Below are 20,856 nucleotides of genomic sequence, written 5' to 3' on the forward strand. Positions count from 1 at the left end.
GCTTCCCGGGGCGATGCCCGCGCGCGGCTCCTAATGCAGCCGCGCCTTGGCGCGCGCCCGTGTCAATCCTTCCGCAAAAGACACCGCCGTGTCCAGACCCCTGCCGCTGCCCAATGCGACGACCGCAGGCCGGCTGCGCGACAGGAGCGCACGGGCCGCGTCCCGCGTCGATTCGATGCTGACGGCGTCGATCCGGGCAACCAGTTCCTGCACTGTCTGCGGCCGCCCGTAGGCCAGCACATGCCGGGCGAGCTGCTCGGCGCGGGAGGAGCAGCTCTCCAGCGCCATCAGCAACCCCGCCTTCATCTGTGCCTTGGCTCGGGCGATCTCGGCCTCAGTCAGCGTCTCCACCGATTCGTTCATGATGTCGACCACGACCTCCATCATCTCCGGCGCATCGGCGGGATCGGTGCCGGTATAGAGGCCGAAAAAGCCGGTATCGGTGTAGGGGGCGTGGAAGGTGTAGATGGAGTAGCAGAGGCCGCGCTTCTCGCGCACCTCCTGGAACAGGCGCGACGACATTCCGCCGCCAAGGACATTGGTGAAGACCTGCAGCGAGAACAGCGAAGGATCGGTCTGCGGCACCCCCTCGAGCGCCAGCGTCAGATGCGCCTGCTCGAGCTCGCGATGCACCACCTTGGCGCCGCCCTGGCCGAACCGAGCGGCCTGCGGCTTCGGCCCGGGCGTCCCCTCGAAGCTCGCAAAACGCTTTTCGACCTCGGCGACGACCTGGCCGTGGTCGACCGCCCCGGCCGCGGCCACCACCATGTCGGGCCCGCGATAATGCGTCGACAGATAGCCGCGCAGCATGTCGCGGTTGAAGGCGCGCAGCGTCTTGGCGGTGCCGAGCAGCGAACGGCCCATCGGCTGGTCGGGATAGCAGAGCTCGTTCAGATGCTCGAACACGACGTCGTCGGGCGTGTCCTGCGCGGCACCGATCTCCTGCACAATGACGTTCTTCTCGCGCTCCAGCTCGTCGGGCTCGAAGGCGGGATTGGCAAGGATGTCGGCGAGCACGTCGAGCGCGAGCGGCACGTCGGCCTTTAGCACCCGCGCGTAATAGGACGTGGTCTCGGTCGAGGTGCCGGCATTGAGGTCGCCGCCGACCGCCTCGATCTCCTCGACGATCTCGCGCGAGGAGCGCCTGGTCGTGCCCTTGAACGCCATGTGTTCCAACAGATGCGAGATGCCGTGCTCGTTCGGCTTCTCGTCGCGTCCGCCGACGCCGGCCCAGACGCCGAGCGCCGCCGTCTCGAGGTGGGGCATCTCGTCGGTGACGACGGTGAGGCCGGAGGCAAGCTTGGACATCTCGACGCTCATCCGGCAACTCCCTGCTTTGCGGCGCGGCTGGCGGACAGCACGAACCGCTCGAGCTCGACCTGATCGTTCTTCATCACCCTCATGTGTTCGGATTTGGTCATCAGGCCGTCGAGCCAGGCCGGCAGTTGCGGCCGCTGGCCGCAAGCCGCCTCGACGGCGTCGGGGAACTTGGCCGGATGGGCGGTGGAGAGCACGATGCTCGGCACCTTCGTATCGGTGGTGTCGCGGTCCGCGACGGCGAGCGCCACGGCGGTATGAGGATCGACCAGCTCGCCCGCTTCGCGCCAGGCGGCGCGGATCGCAGCCGCAGTCTCGGTCTCGTCGGCGCGCCCGGCATCGAACTCCTCGCGGATCGCGGCGAGTGTCGCATCGGGTAGCACGAAGCGGCCGGACTGCTTCAGCTGTTCCATCAGGCGACGCACGCCGGCGCCATCGCGCCGGCCGGACTCGAACAGCAGCCGTTCGAAGTTCGAGGAGATCTGGATGTCCATCGACGGCGATGCCGTCGCGTGCACCTCGCGCACCTCGTAGATGCCGGTCTTCAGCGTGCGCGCCAGGATGTCGTTGACGTTGGCGGCGATGCGCAGGGTGCGCACCGGCAGCCCCATGCGCTTGGCGACGTAGCCGGCGAAGATATCGCCGAAATTGCCCGTCGGAACGACGAAATCGACCGCGCGCGCCGGAGCACCGACCGCGACGGCGGAGGTGAAATAGTAGACCACCTGCGCGACGATGCGCGCCCAGTTGATGGAATTGACGCCGGAGAGCGAGGTCGCATCGCGGAAGCGATGGTTGTTGAACATCCCCTTCACGAGCGCCTGGCAGTCGTCGAAGGTGCCCTCGATGGCGAGCGCATGGACGTTGGCCGCGCCCGTCGTGGTCATCATCCGCCGCTGCACCTCGGAGATGCGGCCGTGCGGAAACAGCACGATCAGATCGACGTTCTCGAGGCCCGCAAAGGCTTCGACCGCGGCGCCGCCGGTATCGCCTGACGTCGCGACCACGATGGTGGTGCGCTGGCCGCGCTTTTCGAGCACATGGTCCATCAGCCGCGAGATCAGCTGCATCGCCACGTCCTTGAAGGCGAGCGTCGGACCGTGGAACAGCTCCAGCACGAACTGGTGCGGGGACATCTGGCGCAGCGGCACCACCGCAGGATGGCGGAAGGTGGCATAGGCCTCGTTCGCCATGCGCCCGAGCTCGGCGTCGGAAATCTCGCCACCGGCGAAGGGACGAATCACGTCGACCGCGACCTCCCAATAGGGGCGGCCGAAGAAGCCGGCGATCGTCTCGCTCGGAAGCTGTGGCCACACCGCCGGCACATACAGGCCGCCGTCGCGGGCAAGCCCGGTCAGCATCACGTCACAAAAGCCGAGTTCGGGGGCTTCGCCCCGGGTCGAGATATAGCGAGTCAAACTGCCCTCCAAAGGCGGCCGGGCCGGAGCTCGACCCTTAAGCCTTTGATTTTACGTAATTACTTGTCAACAGCCGGTGGCTTTGAACCACCATAGAGTGTTTTGCGGCATCGGGAAACCGCTTCCGGCGTACCCCCTCGCCCAATGAAAAAGGGCTGCGGCATTGCCGCAGCCCTTCTCTTGGAAGGCCTGTCGTTGTGTGCAGACCAGTTGCCTCGTCGGGGTCGCCGAACCCTCAAAACTGTTCCGGCAAGCTTTCGTCGCCTGTCACGAAATCGTCAAGTCCAAAACCCCGCGCGTGTCGAAAATGTTCCTATTCTTCCCGATCCGGCTCTCGTTCGCTTTTTGCAGTTGCAGCAAGTCCCGGCCGTGATCCTGACCCTGAACTCCGCTTTTTCCCGAATCAGTCGCGGGAACGAATACAGCCTCGGCCCATTGTGTCGGCGGATGGGTGTCAGCCCGTTGTCCAATGCATTGCCCGGCCAACGGCGGCGTCGATCCGTCGGCCGAACCGCTGCATCCCGGAGCAGCCGGTTCGGTCGATGGCGAAAGTCAGTTCATCCCGATTTCCACTGCGATCCGGATCAGGTCGGAATGGTTCTTGGCGCCAAGCTTCTGCTTGAGCAGGGACGTGGTGTTAGCGACCGTCTTGTAGGAGATGCCGAGCGCCTCGGCGACCTCGACGATCTTGTCGCCGCGTCCGAGCAAGCGAAGAATTTCGAGCTCCCGCGGCGTCATCTGTGACGCGGGGTTGGCCTTGATCGCCGCGCCGGAAAACGTCACGGCTTCCGCAAGCTGCGGCGAGATGAAGTTGTCACCCGCGACCACCTTGCGCACCGCTTTGAGCAGGATCCTGGGATCGTCGCCTTTGGAGACATAGCCCTGCGCCCCGAGCTCGACGGCCCGCACGACGAACGCCGGATCGTCGTTCATGCTGAACATGATGATCTTGGCGTCGGGGTCGTCCTTGCGGATGCGCCGCATCAGCTCGAACCCGGAGACGTCGGGCAGGCTGATGTCGATCACGGTGACGTCGGGCCGCTTGCTGACATAGGCGCGATGCCCGGATTTGGCATCGCTCGCCTCGTCAATGCGGATTGAATGGTCGGATGCGAACAGGGTGCGGCAGCCGGACAGCACCACGGGATGGTCGTCGACGATCAGGACCCTCGTAGCCAGCTTGGCGGTATCTTGCATCGCGCACTCTCTTGTTTTTCGACTCATAGCCCGCCGGGAATAAATGGAAAGAGCAAATCCGGCCGATACGCGTTAGAATTGACCTAATGTGGCGACGACTTTCGTTCCGAACGCAATTGTTTCTCCCGCTCGGCGCGAGCCTTCTCGCAGCCCTGATCCTGGGCGGCATATTACTGCAGATATTTGCACCAGGTCAGGTAGCTGATGAACACGAGCCGGCTCGACGCTCGATCCAGACCATCGCCGCCGCGCTCAACAGCGCCCTGCGCGCATCGGACAATCCGCAAAAGACCCTCGATGCATTTGTTCAGTCCTTGGACGCCTCCACGAATATTCAATTCCGCCGCATGGACGGAGGTCCCCCGCCTTCTCCGAAAGACTTGCGCAACCTGAAGAAGGTTCCGCAATGGTTCGTCGACCTCATCACCATACCAGAGATGGAAGCGGCGTTTCCGATCGTCATAGACGGCAGACATGTCGGCGATATCGTGTTCTTCCCGGACATATCGGCCGACTTGTTCGAGAAGTGGATCGGCTTCCTTGCGCTGACCAGCCTGGTCGCTGTCCTGATGGTGCTCACCGGCACCGTTGCCTATGTCTTCGCCGGTTCGGCCCTGCGCCCCCTGCAACATCTCGGCGACGGTCTTACGCGGATTCGGCGCGGCGACTACGCAAGGCCGATCCCGGTCGGAGGACCGCCGGAGATCCGGCAGAGCTGCGAGGAAGCCAATGCGCTGGCAGCGACACTGGCGCAACTCAGCCAGGACAATCGCGATCTGATGCACCGCCTGGTGTCGCTGCAGGATGACGAGCGGCGCGATCTCGCCCGCGAACTGCACGACGAGCTCGGACCCCTCCTCTTCAGCATCCGCGCCGGCACGATCGCGCTGACCGATGCCTCCGAGCCAACGGGACATCTCGGCAATTCGGCACAGGACCTGCTGCAATCGGTCGAGGCCCTGCAGCAGACCAACCGCCGCATCCTGGACCGGCTGCGGCCGCTCTATATCGAAGAGCTCGGCCTTTCGAGCAGCGTGCAAACGCTGCTCCGGAATTTTCGCAAGCAGGCACCTCATATCGTGCTGACGGATGCGATCGATCGCGATCTCAGCGCAATCGGCGGACCGCTGGCGCAGACCGTCTATCGAGTGATCCAGGAGGCACTGACCAACGTGCTGCGACATGCCAACGCGGGCAACGCACATGTGCAGGCGACGGTTGCCGACAAGACGCTCGTCGTCGAGATCTCCGACGATGGCGGCGGTTTCCCTGCGGACAACGTCTTCGGCCGGGGCCTGACCGGCATGCATGAGCGCGTGCGCGCGCTCAGCGGATCGCTATCGCTGTTGCGCGTGGATGACCGAACCTACGTGCGCTGCCGCCTTCCGGCGGAGACGATGCGGGACGTTCCGTCACCAGGCTAATTCAGCAGGCGCAACCATCATGCGCATTCTGTCGCGCCGGTTCGCACAGCGTGCTGCGGATCTTGCCATCCGGGCTGAAGCGGAACGAGGCCTGAATGCGCAGCGCGCCGGCGACGGAATATTCGAGGTGGACGCCGTGGGGCGCGGGATTGATCTCTTCCAGCCCGAACCCCGCCGAGGAGAAGGCGCTGAGCCGCGGCTGCCAATAGGCCTCGATCTCGCTCCGGCCACGAAAGCGCCGCGCGCCGTCGCAGGTGCATTCGAGCTGCGCGTCGTCGGCATAGAGGTCGAGCAGGGCTGTGAGGTCGCCCTTACGGCAGGCATCCACCCAGTCGACGATAATTCCCATCTGGTCGAAATCACTCACGCCGCACCCAATCTGCCGCGGACAATATTGGCGGCTTAGAACCACCCTCGTGAATATGCGCTGAATAATAAACCCCGGGCGATACCGGGTTCCCTCGATGGACCTGCCAATGAGCTCAGCTCTGCCGCCGGCCTCCTGCCCACACGCCGAAGGCGATGAGCACGGCGCCTGCAAGCGTGAACCAGGTGATTGCATATTGCAGATGGTCGTCCTTGAGATTCACCTGGAGCGGTCCCGGACGCGGGATGCCGTTCGCCGGCGCGGGCCGTTCGAGATCGATATAGAACGGCGCAACCGTGCCCCAGCCCAGCACGCTTGCGATTGCCAGATGATCGCGCACGAACCAGAGCCGCTTGCCGCGATTCTCCGCCGGAGTCAGCCAGCTCGGCGCCTCGGGAAAGCGCAGATAGCCGGTGAGCTCAACCGGTTGGCCCGTGACGAGCTTGTTCACCGCGCGATCCTCGACGCCGCGGTCCTGCATCGTGTTCTCGACGAAACCCGCGTCGATCACGACCATCTCGCCGCCGGGAAGCCGCGCCGGCAGGAACGCCCAGGTGCCGGGGCCGGAGGCGTCCTTGCGCACCGCCGAGCCGGAGGAATAGACCATTGCATCGGGGAGGGCTGCGTAGGTCGCGGTGAAGCTGACGCGGCGGAATTCGTCGCGGGCGGGATTGAGCGCGGCCCATTGCGCGGACGGCGGCAGCGCAACCGGCGCGGCCGCAAGCCGCTCGGTGAGCGCCGCAATCAACTCGTGCTTGGCGGTGCGGCGCTGCAGCTGCCAGACACCGAGCGCCACGAACACAGCCGTGAGGAACAGCGTGAACAGCGCGAAGCCGGCCACGGGGGCCTTGCGCGACGCAGGCTCGTTCATTTCGCGCGATCGACCAACCGGCCCGGCGCCGCCTTGTGGTGGAATTGCAGCGCGATCAGCAACGACTTCATCGAGCGCAGCGGCAACAGCGTGGTGGCGAGGATGAGCGGCAGCCAGAGCACCGCATGCAGCCAATATGGCGGCTGGTATTTGACTTCGACGATGAGGGCGCACGCGACGACGATGCCGCCGGCCAGCATGATGATGAAAATCGCCGGGCCGTCGCCGGTATCGATGAAGGCATAGTCGAGCCCGCAACGGTCGCATGCGGGCGCGAGCGTCAGAAAGCCCGCATAAAGCTTGCCCTGGCCGCAGCGCGGGCATTTGCAGGCAAGCCCACGCAGCGCGCTTTGCAGGACGGTGGTTTCGGACGGGGGTGTGCCGGCACTGTCGTTCATGATGGCGGACTCTATCACAGTTTCCGACGAAACTTCGGGCGGCCGGAAAGCGAAAGGGCGGCCCTGCGGCCGCCCTTCCTGATCGGTTCGATCGGGCTCAGTGCGCGGCGCTGGCCATGGTCTCGGCGCCGCGTCCCCAGACGTAGATGCAGAGGAACAGGAACAGCCAGACCACGTCGACGAAGTGCCAGTACCAGGCCGCGAACTCGAAGCCGAGATGCTGCTTCGGCGTGAAGTGGCCGGCATAGGCGCGGAACAGGCACACCAGCAGGAAGATGGTGCCGACCAGCACATGGAAGCCGTGGAATCCGGTCGCCATGAAGAACGTCGCGCCATAGACGTTGCCGCCGAAGGAGAACGCCGCGTGGGCGTACTCATAGGCCTGCACGCAGGTGAAGAGCGCGCCGAGCACGACGGTGAGGATCAGGCCATACTTCAGGCCCTGGCGGTCGTTCTCGAGCAGCGCATGGTGCGCCCAGGTCACGGTGGTACCTGACGTGAGCAGGATCAGCGTGTTCAGCAGCGGCAGATGCCAGGGATCGAAGGTCTCGATGCCCTTCGGCGGCCAGGTGCCCGGGACCGCGCAGGCGCCGGGCTGCGTGCCGAGGCCGCAACCGAACACCGCATCGCGGGTGGCGTGAACGGCGTCGGCCGGAAACAGCGCCGCGTTGAAATAAGCCCAGAACCAGGCGACGAAGAACATCACCTCGGAGGCGATGAACAGGATCATGCCGTAGCGGTGATGCAGCTGCACGACCCGGGTGTGATCGCCCTTGTACTGGGCCTCCTTGATCACGTCGGCCCACCAGCTCGCCATGGTGTAGAGCACGCCCACGGTGCCGACGCCGAACACGATCGGCGCCGCCGAGAACATGTGGTGCATCCAGGCGACCGCGCCGACCGCCATGATGAAGGCCGAGAGCGAGCCGACCGCCGGCCAGGGAGAGGGATCGACCAGGTGATAGTCGTGATGCTTGGTGTGCGCCGTGGCCATTTCCGTCTCTCTCCTCAATCCCGTGCCTGTCCGGCACTTATCCCCTTGCGTCCAACCGCCTGCGCGTGAGCCCTGCGGTCAAAGATTTCCCTTGCGCTTGTCGGCTTCGCCCGATGCCAGCGGTTTCACCACGGGATCGCGCACCGGATAGAATGTGTAGGACAGCGTGATCGTGCTCAGCCCGTCGTTCTCGTGGTCGGCGGCGATCGACGGGTCGACGTAGAACACGACCGGCATCTCGCGCTTCTCGCCGGGCGCCATGGTCTGCTCGGTGAAGCAGAAGCAGTTGATCTTCTGGAAATAGGCGCCGACCGTCAGGGGCGCGACGTTATAGGCGGCCTGGCCCGCGGTGGCGCGCGCCGCCTGGTTGGTCACGGTGTAGAAGACGGTCACGACCTGGCCGATATTGACCTCGATCTCGCTCTGCTCCGGCTCGAACTTCCAGGGCAGGCCGGGCGCGACGTTGGAATCGAAGCGCACCGAGATCTTCCGCGCGATCGGGCCCGTGGCCGGCGCAGAGGTCGCCACCTGCGTCGTGCCGTTGAATCCGGTGGCGCGGCAGAACCAATTGTAGAACGGCACCGCCGCGTAGGAGGCGCCGACCATCAGCGCGACCACGCCGCCGCAGATGGACGCGACCACCACATCGCGCCCCAGCCCGCGGCCCTTGCCCACGTTGCGATGGCCCGGCTTGGCGCTGACGTCCTGCGATATGGTGGGCTCGTGATCCATATTTCCTACATCGGCCGCACGAGCACGGCCGGCCCCTTGACCATGGTGACGGCGAAGAACAGCACCACGAGCACGCCGAGCGCCAAAGCGATCGCGATGGAGCGCTGACGACGGCTCTTCCGCTGCGCCTCGGTGAGGACGATTCCTTCCGGCTCGGGTTTGTCGGCCATCGCGGTGATCATGCGCCCCCAACCATCGGAGCAAGCGCCCGGTACACGACCTCGGCCAGCAGGGTCGCAAACAGCGCGAACAGGTACAGGATCGAGAAGGCAAACAGCTTGCGGGTCGCGCGCAGCGACTGGCTGCGCTCGCGGCGGAGATAGACGTTGATGGCGAGCACCAGCATGCCGGCACCGAGGATCAGCGAAACCACGCCGTAGACGGCATCGAAATAGCCGAGCGCCCAGGGCGCGGCGGCGACCGCGATCAGCACGATGGTGTAGAGCAGGATCTGCAGACGCGTGGCGTCGGGACCGGCGACGTTCGGCAGCATCGGAATGCCGGCGCGCGCGTAGTCGTCGGAGCGGAACAGCGCCAGCGCCCAGAAATGCGGCGGGGTCCAGAAGAAGATGATGGCGAACAGCAGCAGCGGCTCGACATCGACCGTGCCCGTCACCGAGGCCCAGGCCACCACCGGCGGCAGCGCACCGGCGGCGCCGCCGATCACGATGTTCTGCGCGGTCCAGCGCTTCAGCCACATCGTGTAGATCACGACGTAGAAGAAGATGGTGAAGGCGAGCAGCGCACCCGCGATCCAGTTGACGAGGATGCCGAGCGTCATCACCGAGAAGAAGGCGAGCGTCATGCCGAACGCCATCGCCTCGGGGCGGGTGATGCGGCCGCGCGGGATCGGCCGGTTCGCCGTGCGCGACATCTTGGCGTCGATGTCGCCTTCGAGCGCCATGTTGAGCGCCCCGGAGGCACCGGCGCCGACGGCAATGCAGAGCAGCGAGGTGATCGCCAGCACCGGGTGGAAATGCCCCGGGGCCATCGCCATCCCGACCAGCGCAGTGAAGATCACCAACGACATCACCCGCGGCTTGAGCAATGCGAGATAATCGCCAACCTCCGCTTCGGAGATGTGGGGATTGATGTCGATGGCGTTGTGGTCGAGGACGGACACTTAGATCTACTCGCTTCGTTACAGCGCCGCGGCGCCCGTCACGGGCGCCGCGGGGGATTGGTTACTGCACGCGGGGGAGCACTTCGAACTGATGGAAGGGCGGCGGCGAGGACAGCGTCCACTCCAGCGTGGTCGCGCCGGCACCCCAGGGATTGTCGCCTGCCGGCACCCTCTTCATGAAGGCGTCCAGCACGCAGTAGAGGAAGATCAGCACGCCGAAGCCGGAGATGTATGAGCCGACCGACGAGACCAGGTTCCAGCCCGCGAACGCATCGGGATAGTCGATGTAGCGGCGCGGCATGCCGGACAGGCCGAGGAAGTGCTGCGGGAAGAACACCAGGTTGACGCCGACGAAGGTGACCCAGAAGTGCAGCTTGGCAAGGCCCTCATTGTACATGTAGCCCGACATCTTCGGGAACCAGTAGTACCAGCCGGCGAAGATCGCGAATACCGCGCCGAGCGACAGCACGTAGTGGAAGTGGGCGACGACGTAGTACGTCTCCTGGAGCACCCGATCGACACCCGCGTTCGCCAGCACGACGCCGGTCACGCCGCCGACCGTGAACAGGAAGATGAAGCCCACCGCCCAGATCATCGGCGCGCGGAATTCGATCGAGCCGCCCCACATCGTGGCGATCCAGGAGAAGATCTTCACGCCGGTCGGAACCGCGATGACCATCGTGGCGGCGACGAAATAGGCCTGCGTCGCCGAGGACATGCCGACCGTGTACATGTGGTGCGCCCACACCACGAAGCCGATGCCGCCGATCGCGACCATGGCATAGGCCATGCCGAGATAGCCGAACACGGGCTTGCGCGAGAAGGTCGAGACGATCTGGCTGATCATGCCGAAGCCGGGCAGGATCAGGATGTAGACCTCGGGGTGACCGAAGAACCAGAACAGATGCTGGAACAGCACGGGGTCGCCGCCGCCGTCGGGGGCGAAGAACGTCGTGCCGAAATTGCGGTCGGTGAGCAGCATGGTGATCGCACCGGCGAGCACCGGCAGTGACAACAGCAGCAGGAACACCGTCACCAGGATCGACCACACGAACAGCGGCATCTTGTGCAGGGTCATGCCCGGCGCGCGCATGTTGAAGATGGTGGTGATGAAGTTGATCGCGCCCAGGATCGAGGAAGCACCGGCGAGGTGCAGCGACAGGATCGCGAAGTCAACCGCCGGGCCGGGATGGCCCGAGGTCGACAGCGGCGCGTAGATGGTCCAACCCGCCCCGACGCCGTTGGAGCCCGGCTCGCCCTCGACGAAGGTCGACATCAAGAGCAGCGCGAACGATGCCGGCAGCAGCCAGAACGAGATGTTGTTCATGCGCGGGAACGCCATGTCTGGCGCGCCGATCATCAGCGGCACGAACCAGTTGCCGAAGCCGCCGATCATCGCGGGCATGACCATGAAGAAGATCATGATTAGGCCGTGCGAGGTCACGAACACGTTGTAGGTATGGGCCTCGTGGAAGACCTGCACGCCCGGATACATCAACTCGGCCCGGATCGCGATCGACATCGCCGCACCGATGATGCCGGCGACGACCGCGAAGATCAGGTACATCGTGCCGATGTCCTTGTGATTGGTCGAATAGACGTAGCGCCGCCATCCGGTCGGATGGGCATGCTCGTCATGATGCGCGTGATCGCCGTGTGCCGCTGCGCTCGTTGCCATTTTCAAATCCTGCCTTGCGTCCCATTCGGACCTTTGGAGGTCCCACCCTTATCGCTTTCAGTCCCTCAGGCCGCCCCCGGCGCTTACTGCGTCGGGCCGGCCGCGGAGGCGTAGGTGCTGGTGCCGCCGCTCGCAAATTTCTTCTTCGCCGTCTCGACCCAGGAGGCGAACTCCTGGTCGCTCACCACGCGGATCGCAATCGGCATGAAGGCGTGATCCTTGCCGCACAGTTCCGAGCACTGACCGTAGTACATGCCGGTCTTGGTAGCCTTGAACCAGGTCTCGTTCAGACGGCCGGGAATGGCGTCGATCTTGACGCCGAAAGCCGGCAGCGCGAACGCATGGATGACGTCCGCACCCGTGGTCTGGACGCGAATCACCTTGTTGACCGGCACCACCATCTCGTTGTCGACGCCGAGCAGACGGGGCTGCTTGTCCTGCGCCATCAGCGAATCGAATTCGAACTTGCCGTTATCCGGATAGGCATAGGACCAGTACCACTGCTTGCCGGTCGCCTTCACGGTCAGGTCCGCTTTCGGAATGTCGAGCTCCAGGAACAGCAGCCGGAACGACGGCACCGAAATGCCGACCAGGATCAGCACCGGGACGAGCGTCCAAGCCACCTCGATCAGCGTGTTGTGGGTGGTCCGCGACGGCACCGGATTGGCCTTCGCGTTGAACTTGACGACCACGATCACGAGCAGCGCCAGGACGAACAGCGTGATCAGAGTGATCAGCACGAAGAGGAAGTTATGGAACCAGACGATGTTGTCCATCACCGGGGAACCGGACTGCTGAAGCGTCCACTCCCACGGCGCCGGCTGCCCGAGCTCGGCCAAGGCCGCACCACCCGTCGCCAGCGTGACTCCAGTCGCCACCAAGGCGATGGTGGCCAATCCCAGCAATTGCCGGCCCACCCGACCCATCGACATCCTCATGTCGTTCGCGCTCCCCTTCCGAGATCACCCCACGTGCATTCCCCTGCTTGCGGGAAACGCTTATTCGATCCGCCAGTCCGACAAACCGCCACGCAAGAATACCTCTAAGAGGAATTGGGGCCAGATCGCTAGAACGCGAAATCAAGCCTCTCAAACCATAATTCTTGATCTATCGCAATGCAGTCTTGAGCCCCGCCTGCCAGCCATCACCGGCAAGATATCTCCCAGCAAGATCAGACAAAAATACCGTTTCCCGGGACGCTGCGGCTTGACAGCGGAATTGCCCGCGGTAGGCACTGGAAGACTGCCACGCGGCAGCCTGATTCGTGCGGGCAATGGCGGTGTGGGCGGCGCGGAATTTGCTTGGGAATCGCCTTCAAGACGCCGTCATTCCGTATCAGTCCGCCAGATCAGTCCGCCAAGCGCGAGCAACCCAGGCGAGCAGAGGGACCGACCCGATGGGGCTTTCGAGATCGATGGCAAGGCCGGCGAACGGCCTCCCGGCGCTCGCCGGCCTCGTGGCTGCGATGGTCCTGCTGGCGCTGCCGGGGCTCGCCCATGCGCAGGGCGCGGTGCGCTCCGTCCATGGCGACTGGCAGATCCGCTGCGACACCCCGCCGGGCGCCCAGACCGAGCAATGCGCCCTGATCCAGAGCGTGGTGGCGGAAGACCGCTCCAATGCCGGCCTGACCGTGATCGTGCTCAAGACCGCCGACCAGAAGAGCCGGCTGATGCGCGTGGTCGCTCCGCTCGGGGTCCTGTTGCCCTCCGGCCTCGGGCTCAAGCTCGACAACCAGGACGTCGGCCGCGCCGGCTTCGTCCGCTGCCTGCCCAACGGCTGCGTCGCCGAGGTCGTCCTGGAGGACAAGCTGCTCGGTCAGCTCCGCAGCGCCAAGACCGCGACCTTCATCATCTTCGAGACCCCGGAAGAAGGCATCGGCTTCCCGCTCAGCCTGAACGGGCTCGGCGAGGGCTATGACAAGCTGCCGTAGCAGCGGCTAACCTTGGCAATCCTTTTGTTTCCGTAATGTGAGGCTTCGCGCTCTCGCGGAACTGGTCCGAAACCATTATCTTGCCCCACATCCCCGGCTAATGGACGGACGCATGACCAATCCTGCCACGACCTCCCTGCTCGACCGTGCCAATCTCGACCGCGACCAGGTTCGCAGCGAGGTCGCGCGCGGGCTTTCCGGCGCTGACGACGGCGAGCTGTTCCTGGAATACAGCCAGACCGAAGCTCTCATGTTCGACAATGGGCGGCTCAAGCAGGCGACCTACGACACCTCGCAGGGTTTTGGTTTGCGCGCCGTCAAGGATGATGCGGTCGGCTATGCGCATTCCTCCGACGTGTCGCTGCCGGCGCTGATTCGCGCGGCGGACGCGGTTGCTGCCGTGCGCGGCGGCTATTCCGGCAGCTTCTCGGCGCCGCCCCCGCATACCAATGTCCGCCTCTATGGCGACGACAATCCGCTGGATGCGCCGGGCTTCGAGACCAAGGTCAAGCTGCTCGCCGAGATCGACGCTTACCTGCGCGACAAGGATCCGCGGGTGCGGCAGGTCAGCGTGAGTCTCGGCGCGACCTGGCAGGTCGTCGAGATCCTGCGGCCCGACGGTGAGAGCTATCGCGACATCCGTCCGCTGGTGCGCGTCAACATCTCCGTCGTCGCCGGCCAGGGCGACCGCCAGGAGAGCGGCAGCAAGGGCTATGGCGGCCGCGCCGGCTATGCCGAGTTCATCGAGAGCAGGAATTGGCGCGAGGCCGCCGACGGCGCGCTGCGCGAGGCGCTGGTCAATCTGGAGTCGATTCCGGCGCCCGCCGGCGAGATGGACGTCGTGCTCGGCGCCGGCTGGCCCGGCGTGATGCTGCATGAAGCGGTCGGCCACGGCCTCGAGGGCGACTTCAATCGCAAGAAGACATCTGCTTTTGCGGGCCTGATGGGCCAGCAGGTCGCGGCCAAGGGCGTCACCGTGGTCGACGACGGCACCATCGCCTCGCGCCGCGGCTCGCTGTCGATCGACGACGAGGGCACGCCGACCAATCGCACCGTGCTGATCGAGGACGGCATCCTGGTCGGCTACATGCAGGACCGCCAGAACGCACGGCTTATGAACATGAAGCCGACCGGCAACGGCCGTCGCCAGGGTTATGCCCATGTGCCGATGCCGCGCATGACCAACACCTACATGCTCGCCGGCGACCGCGATCCGGCCGAGATCATCGCCTCGGTGAAGAACGGCGTGTTCGCCGCGAATTTCGGCGGCGGACAGGTCGACATCACCTCGGGCAAATACGTGTTCCAGTGCACCGAGGCCTACAAGATCGAGAACGGCAAGATCGGGGCGCCGCTCAAGGGCGCCATGCTGATCGGCAACGGACCGACCGACCTGCATCGCATCCGCATGATCGGCAACGACCTCGCACTCGACACCGGCATCGGCACCTGCGGCAAGAACGGCCAGGGCGTGCCTGTCGGCGTCGGCCAGCCGTCGCTGCTGATGGAACGCATCACCGTGGGTGGAACCGGCGCATGAGCGTTGAAGACAAGGTCACGGTCAGCCCCAAGCGCAAAAGCAGCGGCTGGGGCGGACAGATCGCTCAGCTCGCCGGCATCGTCGCCGCGGTCTTCATCGCCAAGGGTGCGCTCGCCGAGCCGTTCTACGTGCCGTCGGGCTCGATGGAGCCGACGCTCCTGATCGGTGATGCGCTGCTCGCCTCGAAATTCCCCTATGGCTACGGCACCTCGTCGCTGCCGATCCAGATCAGCCTGCCGGAAAGCGGCCGCGTGTTCGCGGAGACGCCGAAGCTCGGCGACGTCGTCGTCTTCCGCTGGCCCGGCGATCGTTCGCAGGCCTGGGTCAAGCGTGTCGTGGGTCTGCCCGGCGACCGCATCCAGATGCGGCAGGGCCAGCTCTTCATCAACGACCGTCCGGCCGAGCTGAAGCCCGACGGCATCGGTGCCGCCGAGAACGACCGTGGCGGCAGCGAGCCCGCCTATCGCTATGTCGAGACGCTGCCGAACGGCGTCTCGCATCTGATCTTCAAAATGCGCGACAGCGGTCCGCTCGACAACACGCCCGAGGTGACGGTCCCGGCCGGGCATCTGTTCGTGCTCGGCGACAACCGCGACAATTCCGCCGATAGCCGCGTGCCGCTGCGCTCCGGCGGCGTCGGCCTGCTGCCGATCGACAATCTGATCGGACGTGCGGACGCCGTGGTCGGCTCCTGGGACCTCGGCATGCGCAGCCAGCCGGTGTGGACCTGGCTGTCCGGATTCAGGCTGTCGCGGTTCTTCACCGCCGTGCACTGACCGGTCGCAGGTGAGCAAGGACGAATTCCTCGCGCTCGCCTTACGCAATCCGGTCAACGCCGCGATCGCCGACGAGCTGCATCGACTTGCATTACCGGATGCATGGCTGGTGTCGGGATGCCTGGTGCAGACGGTATGGAACGTGCTCACGGGGCGCCCGATCGACCACGGCATCGCCGATTACGACGTGTTCTATTTCGGCGCCGACACATCGTGGGAGGCCGAGGACGCGGTGATCCGCACCCTCCATGCGCGCCTCGCGCATCTCGGCGCCAAGATCGAGGTCCGCAACCAGGCCCGCGTGCACATGTGGTACCCGGCCAAGCACGGCCTGCCCTATCCGCCGCTGAGAAGCTCGAGGGAAGGCATCGACCGTTTCCTCACGCAGAACACGCAGGTCGGCGTCAGGCGCGCAAGCGATGGCCACGAGGTCTACGCACCGCGCGGGTTTGACGACATTGCGGCACTGATCGCGCGGCCAAATCCAGGACCGAATTTTTCCGCGGCGAACTACGAAGCGAAGGCTAAGCGCTGGAAAGCGCTGTGGCCGGAGATCACGGTGATCGCGGCGGAGTGAGGTGCCTCACGCGTCCCGTCTCTGCAGTGCGGCGCTGAAGAAGCGCCGCCATAGCGCGTCGAAGACGCGCGTAAACGCGCTGATGGCGTCCGGGGCACGAGTATGGATGCTACCGCACCACGCCCGACGTGAACCCCGCCTTCCTTCGCGGCGGCTTGATTTCCTTCTTCAGGAAGCAGCGCGCCTCGCGCCCGGTGTAGCCGGGGCGGGCATAGGTGAAGGCGCGGCATTTGTTGTCGGCGATGCAGGCGGCCTTGCACGCCTCGACGCTTTCGCCATCCTTGAGTTCGAAATTGCGCAAGTCGCCGCCGGGACGGTCGATCGACGTCTCGACGCCTTCCACGCGCGGCTCGATCACGCCGGCGCCGCGCACGCCCGAGATACAGCAGCTACCCGGCACGCGCGCCGGCACGGTGTTCTTCAGCCAGCACACGGCCGAGCCGCCTTCGACATCGGGATAGTTGAAGCTCCAGGAGCGGCAACGGCGATCGCGCTCGCACAGCAGCGCGCAATCCTCGGGATCGCCGGAGGTGACGGGCGTACTGAAATAGTCGCCGCCGGGTCGGTCGAACGCCGTCTGGGCAAGCGCCGGCGCGCTCGCAAACGCAAGCGAAAGCAGCGTGACACATGCCGCGGCGCTGGCCATGATGGCCCCGGACAGGCGGCCCTTCCACATCGGAACAGCTTTCGAGTTATTGACGACGCTCAGGTTTTTCAGCCGATCATTTGATCGCCGCAAACCTGTATGGGCGATGAACGACTGAATCCTCGGTGCCCGGCTTCAGAGGTCTAGAACGCGTATTCCGCGTAGGCCGGTTCCACCGAACCCTTCCAGGGTCCGTTGAATTTATCCAGCATCTCCTCGGCCGGCGTCCGGCCGGAATCGATGATGCGATCGAGCGGCTCGAGATGCCGGGTTTCGTCGCGGCCGAGCTGGTCGATCCGGCCGCGCCGGCGCAGGCCGGCATGGGCAAGAACGAGGCATTCCTTGGCGATCTCGAACAGATAGCGGTCCTTGATCCGCGCCTTGAAGCCCATGCGCGGCACGTCGTCGCGCAGGGCCTGGCGTTCATGCGCGCTCCAGTGCTTGACGATCTCCCAGGCGGCATCGAGCGAGGCATCGTCGTAGAGCAGCCCGACCCAGAACGCCGGCAGCGCCGGCAAGCGGCCCCACGGGCCGCCGTCCGAGCCGCGCATCTCGAGATAGCGCTTGAGCCGCACTTCCGGGAAGATCGTCGAGAGGTGGTTGGCCCAGTCCGACAAGGTCGGACGCTCGCCGGGAAGGTTGTTGTTGCGGCCGTCGAAGAAGGCGCGGAACGAGGAGCCCGAGACGTCAATGTACTCCTCGCCGCGCTTGACGAAATACATGGGCACGTCCAGCGCATAATCGACATAGCGCTCGAACCCCATGCCGTCCTCGAACGCCCACGGCATCATGCCCGCGCGCGCATTGTCGGTGTCGCGCCAGATCTCGGACCGGAACGAGAGGAAGCCGTTCGGCCTGCCCTCGGTGAACGGTGAATTAGCGAACAGTGCAGTTGCGACCGGCTGAAGCGCGAGCGAGACGCGCAGCTTCTTGACCATGTCGGCTTCGGAGGAGAAGTCGAGATTGGTCTGCACCGTGCAGGTCCGGTACATCATGTCGAGGCCGTATTGACCGACCTTCGGCATGTAATTGGTCATGATCTTGTAGCGGCCCTTGGGCATCACCGGGATATCGGCGCGCGACCAGGACGGCGTCATGCCGAGGCCGAGGAAGCCGATGCCGAGCGGCGTTGCGATCTCGCGCACCTGCGCCAAGTGCGCCATCAGCTCGCTCTGGGTCTGGTGCACGTTCTCGACCGGCGCGCCGGACAGCTCGAACTGTCCGCCGGGCTCGAGCGAGATCGCGCCGCCGCCGGTGACGTCGTAGAGGCCGATGATGTTGCCCTGCTCCATGATCGGCTCCCAGCCGAGCAGGAGCTTCATGCCTTCGAGCAGCGCGCCGATGCCGCGCGCGCCCTCGTAAGGCACCGGACGATGGTCGTCGAGCGTGAACGGCGTTTTCTCGTGCTCGGTGCCCATGCGGAACTCGGACGGGTCCTTGCAGCCGGCCTCGAACCACGCGACGAGCTCGTCGCGTGATTGCAGCGGCGTCATGTCGATCTGGTCTCGCGCCATATCAAACTCTAATCAAAAGCGCTTCGACCGAACGCGCGCGGGTGACAGGGACGGCCCGCCAACCCACCGGTTGCACGGGCGAGCGGGTTTGCCGCGCGATCATCGCGATGGCATGGTTTCGTTGGCGGCCGCGGGCGGCAGTTTCATCTCGCCGCACGAGCAGCCCAGGCGATCGAGCAGATTGCTGAGCTTGACGGCGTCGGCGTCCGACAGTTTCGAGCCGACATATTTCTCGATCGCGGCCGAATAGGCGCCCCACATTCGCTTCTGCAGCTCGCGGCCGGCTTCGGTGATCTCGACGAACTGGCCGCGCTTGTCGATCTTGCATTCGCGCCGCGAGGCGAGGCCCTCGTCGACCAGGCGGTCGATCAGGCGTGAGGTCGAATATTGCGGGATCAGCATCTGCCGCTCGAGCTCGACCGGCCGCAGCTCGCCCGAGGGCGCCCGCGACAGTTCGAGCAGCGCGTCATACCAGGCCAGCGGTGGGAAGCCGGCCTTCTTCAAGTCCTGCTCGACGCAATCGAGCACGCGGCTCTGCACCCGCATCAGGCGGATCCAGGCGGCGGTTGCCTCGGTCGATGGTTTGCGTTTCATGGTCCCGCTCAAGCTCGTCGCCCGTCTCTTACTCCATTCGATGCACCTGCATCAATCTTGACTATTTCAAGCAGGTGCATGTAGTCGTTCTTTCGGCCGAGCCAAGCGTCAGGGGAAGGAAATTCCTCGAAACCGGATGGTTTCCCCGGTGTGTGCCCGCCGTCCCCGCCTCGTGCTCCTGGAGGCCAGCCCGCTCTGTGGCCTGGTCGAGGTCGGTAGCGGCGCAAAGAAGCCCGAAATGGTGAGGATTATCTGAAGGTGGGGCCTCCTTCGGGCCAAGTCCCTGCGCTGGGCCTCGACGGCAATCAGATCGTGACTGAAGGCCAAGTGATTGTCCAGATGATCTCCGATCAGCTCTGGTCCGCCGTTCGCGAAGCGTAACGGGCGGGGTCGACGAAGAGCCGGACCGATGATTCGGCTCTTTGCTTGCGTCATTCGCTAATCCGATGATTCGCGATGCGCTGACGGGGATTTTACGAGCATTGTCCGGGTTAACAATAACTCCGCCTTTTGCGCTCCGCGGACGTCGCCATCCTTGTGAGAGCAATCCTCCTGTGCCTCAACTTCAGCGCGGGACAGGACGCTAACCGTCGGACCGGAAAGCTATTGTGACGACTGTAATCCTCCTCCTGCTCGCGAGCGCAATCACCGGCTTGGCGACGGGTCTATTCTTCCGAGTCTGGACTCTATTGCTGGTCTCGCCGGCGACTGCGATCCTTGCCGCGACGGTGCTTCAGACCTCGGGCTTTGGATTCTGGACGGGCGTTCCAATCATCGTCGGCTGCCTGATTGCCGGCCAGGTCGCCTATTTGGCGGCGACGTTCTACGTGCACAGAGGTGAGCTTTCAGTGCAGGACGAGATCGACGGCGAACCAGGCAAGCACGGCCAGCGCAACATCAAAGACGAGGACGAGTAAGACCAGGCCAAACCACGAAGGAATTTTTCTGCGCCACCGGAGGAGCCTGCGGCGGCGCCACGGCCGATCCAGCAGCAACAAGGGGGCGTATCTTACCGCAACGCCGGCTGCGCTGTCTTGAGACACCGTGGGGATCATTGCGAGACACCTTCAATGTCGATGGGCCATCCGGTGGATCATCAGCAAGAGCGGTGCCAGGGCGAAGCGAGCGTGGCCGGGGTGGAGGATTGGGTGCTGGGGTGGAGGATTGGGTGCTGGGGTGAGACGAAAGCGCATCAATCGATGTGACAAGGCTCAAGGCAGAGCGCCCAAGCGATGATCCAGCCCTTCCTTTTGTGAACCACTTGATCCGCGGCGACCTCGAAGGAGCATCTCCAGGAGAAAATTGCCTCCATGAACATGATCGTCCTCATGACCGCCGCGGGCGCGCCGCTGGCGATGCTCGGACTCTCGACGCCGGTCGCGCCGGAACGCAATTGCATCTTCATGATCCATCCGCAGATCACCTCGGCCGTGTTCGAGAGCAGGGAAGGAAAGATCGTCTTTCCGGACCGGCCGACCGAATATCCCTGCCGCTACGCCAGGACGAAGAGCGGCGCGGACGTCGCCTTCACCAACCGGAATGGCTGGCGTTTCGAGGTGCGCATCGGCCGCGGCGACGAGGGCAGCTGGAAGGCCCGTCTCGACGACGATGTCGTCGGAGGGCGCGCCTTCTCGCCGTTCGGCGACGGAAAATGAAGAAGGCCGGATCGATGATCCGGCCTTTATTTGCGTAGCCCGGATGAAGCGAAGCGCAATCCGGGGTTCTCGCGTTGAAGGACTGCTCCCGGATTTCGCTTGCGC

At 64.8% G+C, this 20,856-nt stretch carries 22 protein-coding genes; 7 read left to right on the forward strand and 15 right to left on the reverse strand.

Annotation, left to right across the window (positions count from 1 at the left end):
* Nucleotides 1–30: 30 nt before the first annotated feature.
* The 3 genes from I6F36_RS18065 to I6F36_RS18075 form a co-directional block, all read right to left on the reverse strand.
* Nucleotides 31–1,320 carry a pitrilysin family protein gene (locus tag I6F36_RS18065; RefSeq protein WP_036020577.1) on the reverse strand — a complete coding sequence of 430 codons (1,290 nt, stop codon included), beginning with the start codon at nt 1,318–1,320 and terminating at the stop codon, nt 31–33.
* A complete protein-coding gene (gene thrC, locus I6F36_RS18070; protein WP_225171889.1) occupies nt 1,317–2,735 on the reverse strand; it encodes a threonine synthase in 1,419 nt (472 codons plus the stop codon). Before thrC ends, I6F36_RS18065 begins: the two co-directional genes overlap by 4 nt.
* A 552-nt stretch (nt 2,736–3,287) precedes the next feature.
* A complete protein-coding gene (locus tag I6F36_RS18075) occupies nt 3,288–3,932 on the reverse strand; it encodes a response regulator transcription factor (protein ID WP_028178165.1) in 645 nt (214 codons plus the stop codon).
* 86 nt (nt 3,933–4,018) lie between these two features.
* Between I6F36_RS18075 and I6F36_RS18080 the strand changes: the two genes are divergently transcribed.
* The gene (locus I6F36_RS18080; RefSeq protein WP_225171890.1) at nt 4,019–5,356 is read left to right on the forward strand and encodes an ATP-binding protein; all 1,338 of its coding nucleotides are present in this window, start codon (nt 4,019–4,021) and stop codon (nt 5,354–5,356) included.
* A gap of 1 nt (nt 5,357) precedes the next feature.
* Here the strand turns inward: I6F36_RS18080 and I6F36_RS18085 are convergent, their stop codons facing one another.
* From I6F36_RS18085 to coxB, 9 genes are all read right to left on the reverse strand, one after another.
* Nucleotides 5,358–5,723 carry a nuclear transport factor 2 family protein gene (locus I6F36_RS18085; protein WP_035996598.1) on the reverse strand — a complete coding sequence of 122 codons (366 nt, stop codon included), beginning with the start codon at nt 5,721–5,723 and terminating at the stop codon, nt 5,358–5,360.
* A 115-nt stretch (nt 5,724–5,838) separates the two neighbouring features.
* A complete protein-coding gene (locus I6F36_RS18090) occupies nt 5,839–6,594 on the reverse strand; it encodes an SURF1 family protein (protein WP_225157539.1) in 756 nt (251 codons plus the stop codon).
* Nucleotides 6,591–6,992 carry a DUF983 domain-containing protein gene (locus tag I6F36_RS18095; RefSeq protein ID WP_035996593.1) on the reverse strand — a complete coding sequence of 134 codons (402 nt, stop codon included), beginning with the start codon at nt 6,990–6,992 and terminating at the stop codon, nt 6,591–6,593. The genes I6F36_RS18090 and I6F36_RS18095 overlap by 4 nt, the downstream gene beginning before the upstream one ends.
* Before the next feature lie 97 nt (nt 6,993–7,089).
* Entirely contained in the window at nt 7,090–7,986 is an 897-nt protein-coding gene (locus tag I6F36_RS18100; protein ID WP_035996590.1) for a cytochrome c oxidase subunit 3, read from the reverse strand.
* Nucleotides 7,987–8,064: 78 nt separating this feature from the next.
* Nucleotides 8,065–8,718, reverse strand: a complete 654-nt coding sequence (locus tag I6F36_RS18105) for a cytochrome c oxidase assembly protein (protein WP_225113005.1) — start codon at nt 8,716–8,718, stop codon at nt 8,065–8,067.
* 5 nt (nt 8,719–8,723) lie between these two features.
* On the reverse strand, nt 8,724–8,900 hold the full coding sequence (locus tag I6F36_RS18110; RefSeq protein WP_035996586.1) for a hypothetical protein: 177 nt from the start codon (nt 8,898–8,900) through the stop codon (nt 8,724–8,726).
* The gene (locus tag I6F36_RS18115) at nt 8,897–9,841 is read right to left on the reverse strand and encodes a heme o synthase (RefSeq protein ID WP_035996584.1); all 945 of its coding nucleotides are present in this window, start codon (nt 9,839–9,841) and stop codon (nt 8,897–8,899) included. Before I6F36_RS18115 ends, I6F36_RS18110 begins: the two co-directional genes overlap by 4 nt.
* A gap of 61 nt (nt 9,842–9,902) precedes the next feature.
* Complete coding sequence (ctaD, locus tag I6F36_RS18120) at nt 9,903–11,519, reverse strand: cytochrome c oxidase subunit I (protein WP_035996582.1); 1,617 nt, start codon at nt 11,517–11,519, stop codon at nt 9,903–9,905.
* 83 nt (nt 11,520–11,602) lie between these two features.
* Entirely contained in the window at nt 11,603–12,457 is an 855-nt protein-coding gene (gene coxB, locus I6F36_RS18125) for a cytochrome c oxidase subunit II (RefSeq protein ID WP_035996579.1), read from the reverse strand.
* Between the two features lie 458 nt (nt 12,458–12,915).
* On the opposite strand from coxB, the gene I6F36_RS18130 reads away from it, so the two are divergent.
* The 4 genes from I6F36_RS18130 (at nt 12,916) to I6F36_RS18145 (ending at nt 16,342) form a co-directional block, all read left to right on the forward strand.
* Complete coding sequence (locus tag I6F36_RS18130) at nt 12,916–13,449, forward strand: invasion associated locus B family protein (protein WP_035996576.1); 534 nt, start codon at nt 12,916–12,918, stop codon at nt 13,447–13,449.
* A 112-nt stretch (nt 13,450–13,561) separates the two neighbouring features.
* Complete coding sequence (tldD, locus tag I6F36_RS18135) at nt 13,562–14,989, forward strand: metalloprotease TldD (protein ID WP_109145594.1); 1,428 nt, start codon at nt 13,562–13,564, stop codon at nt 14,987–14,989.
* Entirely contained in the window at nt 14,986–15,765 is a 780-nt protein-coding gene (gene lepB / locus I6F36_RS18140; protein ID WP_109142209.1) for a signal peptidase I, read from the forward strand. The genes tldD and lepB overlap by 4 nt, the downstream gene beginning before the upstream one ends.
* Nucleotides 15,766–15,775: 10 nt before the next feature.
* On the forward strand, nt 15,776–16,342 hold the full coding sequence (locus I6F36_RS18145; protein WP_035996550.1) for a nucleotidyltransferase family protein: 567 nt from the start codon (nt 15,776–15,778) through the stop codon (nt 16,340–16,342).
* A gap of 109 nt (nt 16,343–16,451) precedes the next feature.
* Here I6F36_RS18145 and I6F36_RS18150 read toward each other — a convergent pair whose 3' ends face one another.
* The 3 genes from I6F36_RS18150 to I6F36_RS18160 form a co-directional block, all read right to left on the reverse strand.
* Nucleotides 16,452–17,018, reverse strand: a complete 567-nt coding sequence (locus I6F36_RS18150; protein WP_225147427.1) for a PAN domain-containing protein — start codon at nt 17,016–17,018, stop codon at nt 16,452–16,454.
* Between the two features lie 113 nt (nt 17,019–17,131).
* A complete protein-coding gene (locus I6F36_RS18155; RefSeq protein ID WP_035996529.1) occupies nt 17,132–18,502 on the reverse strand; it encodes a glutamate--cysteine ligase in 1,371 nt (456 codons plus the stop codon).
* A gap of 99 nt (nt 18,503–18,601) precedes the next feature.
* The gene (locus I6F36_RS18160) at nt 18,602–19,096 is read right to left on the reverse strand and encodes a MarR family winged helix-turn-helix transcriptional regulator (RefSeq protein ID WP_035996519.1); all 495 of its coding nucleotides are present in this window, start codon (nt 19,094–19,096) and stop codon (nt 18,602–18,604) included.
* A 608-nt stretch (nt 19,097–19,704) separates the two neighbouring features.
* On the opposite strand from I6F36_RS18160, the gene I6F36_RS18165 reads away from it, so the two are divergent.
* Both I6F36_RS18165 and I6F36_RS18170 read left to right on the forward strand, forming a co-directional pair.
* Nucleotides 19,705–20,013, forward strand: coding sequence for a hypothetical protein (locus I6F36_RS18165; RefSeq protein WP_225171891.1), 309 nt, complete (start codon nt 19,705–19,707; stop codon nt 20,011–20,013).
* Between the two features lie 393 nt (nt 20,014–20,406).
* The gene (locus I6F36_RS18170; RefSeq protein ID WP_225171892.1) at nt 20,407–20,751 is read left to right on the forward strand and encodes a hypothetical protein; all 345 of its coding nucleotides are present in this window, start codon (nt 20,407–20,409) and stop codon (nt 20,749–20,751) included.
* Nucleotides 20,752–20,856: the final 105 nt, after the last annotated feature.

It is taken from the genome of Bradyrhizobium sp. BRP19, assembly GCF_020194195.1.
GTDB classification, from domain to species: Bacteria; Pseudomonadota; Alphaproteobacteria; order Rhizobiales; family Xanthobacteraceae; genus Bradyrhizobium; species Bradyrhizobium yuanmingense.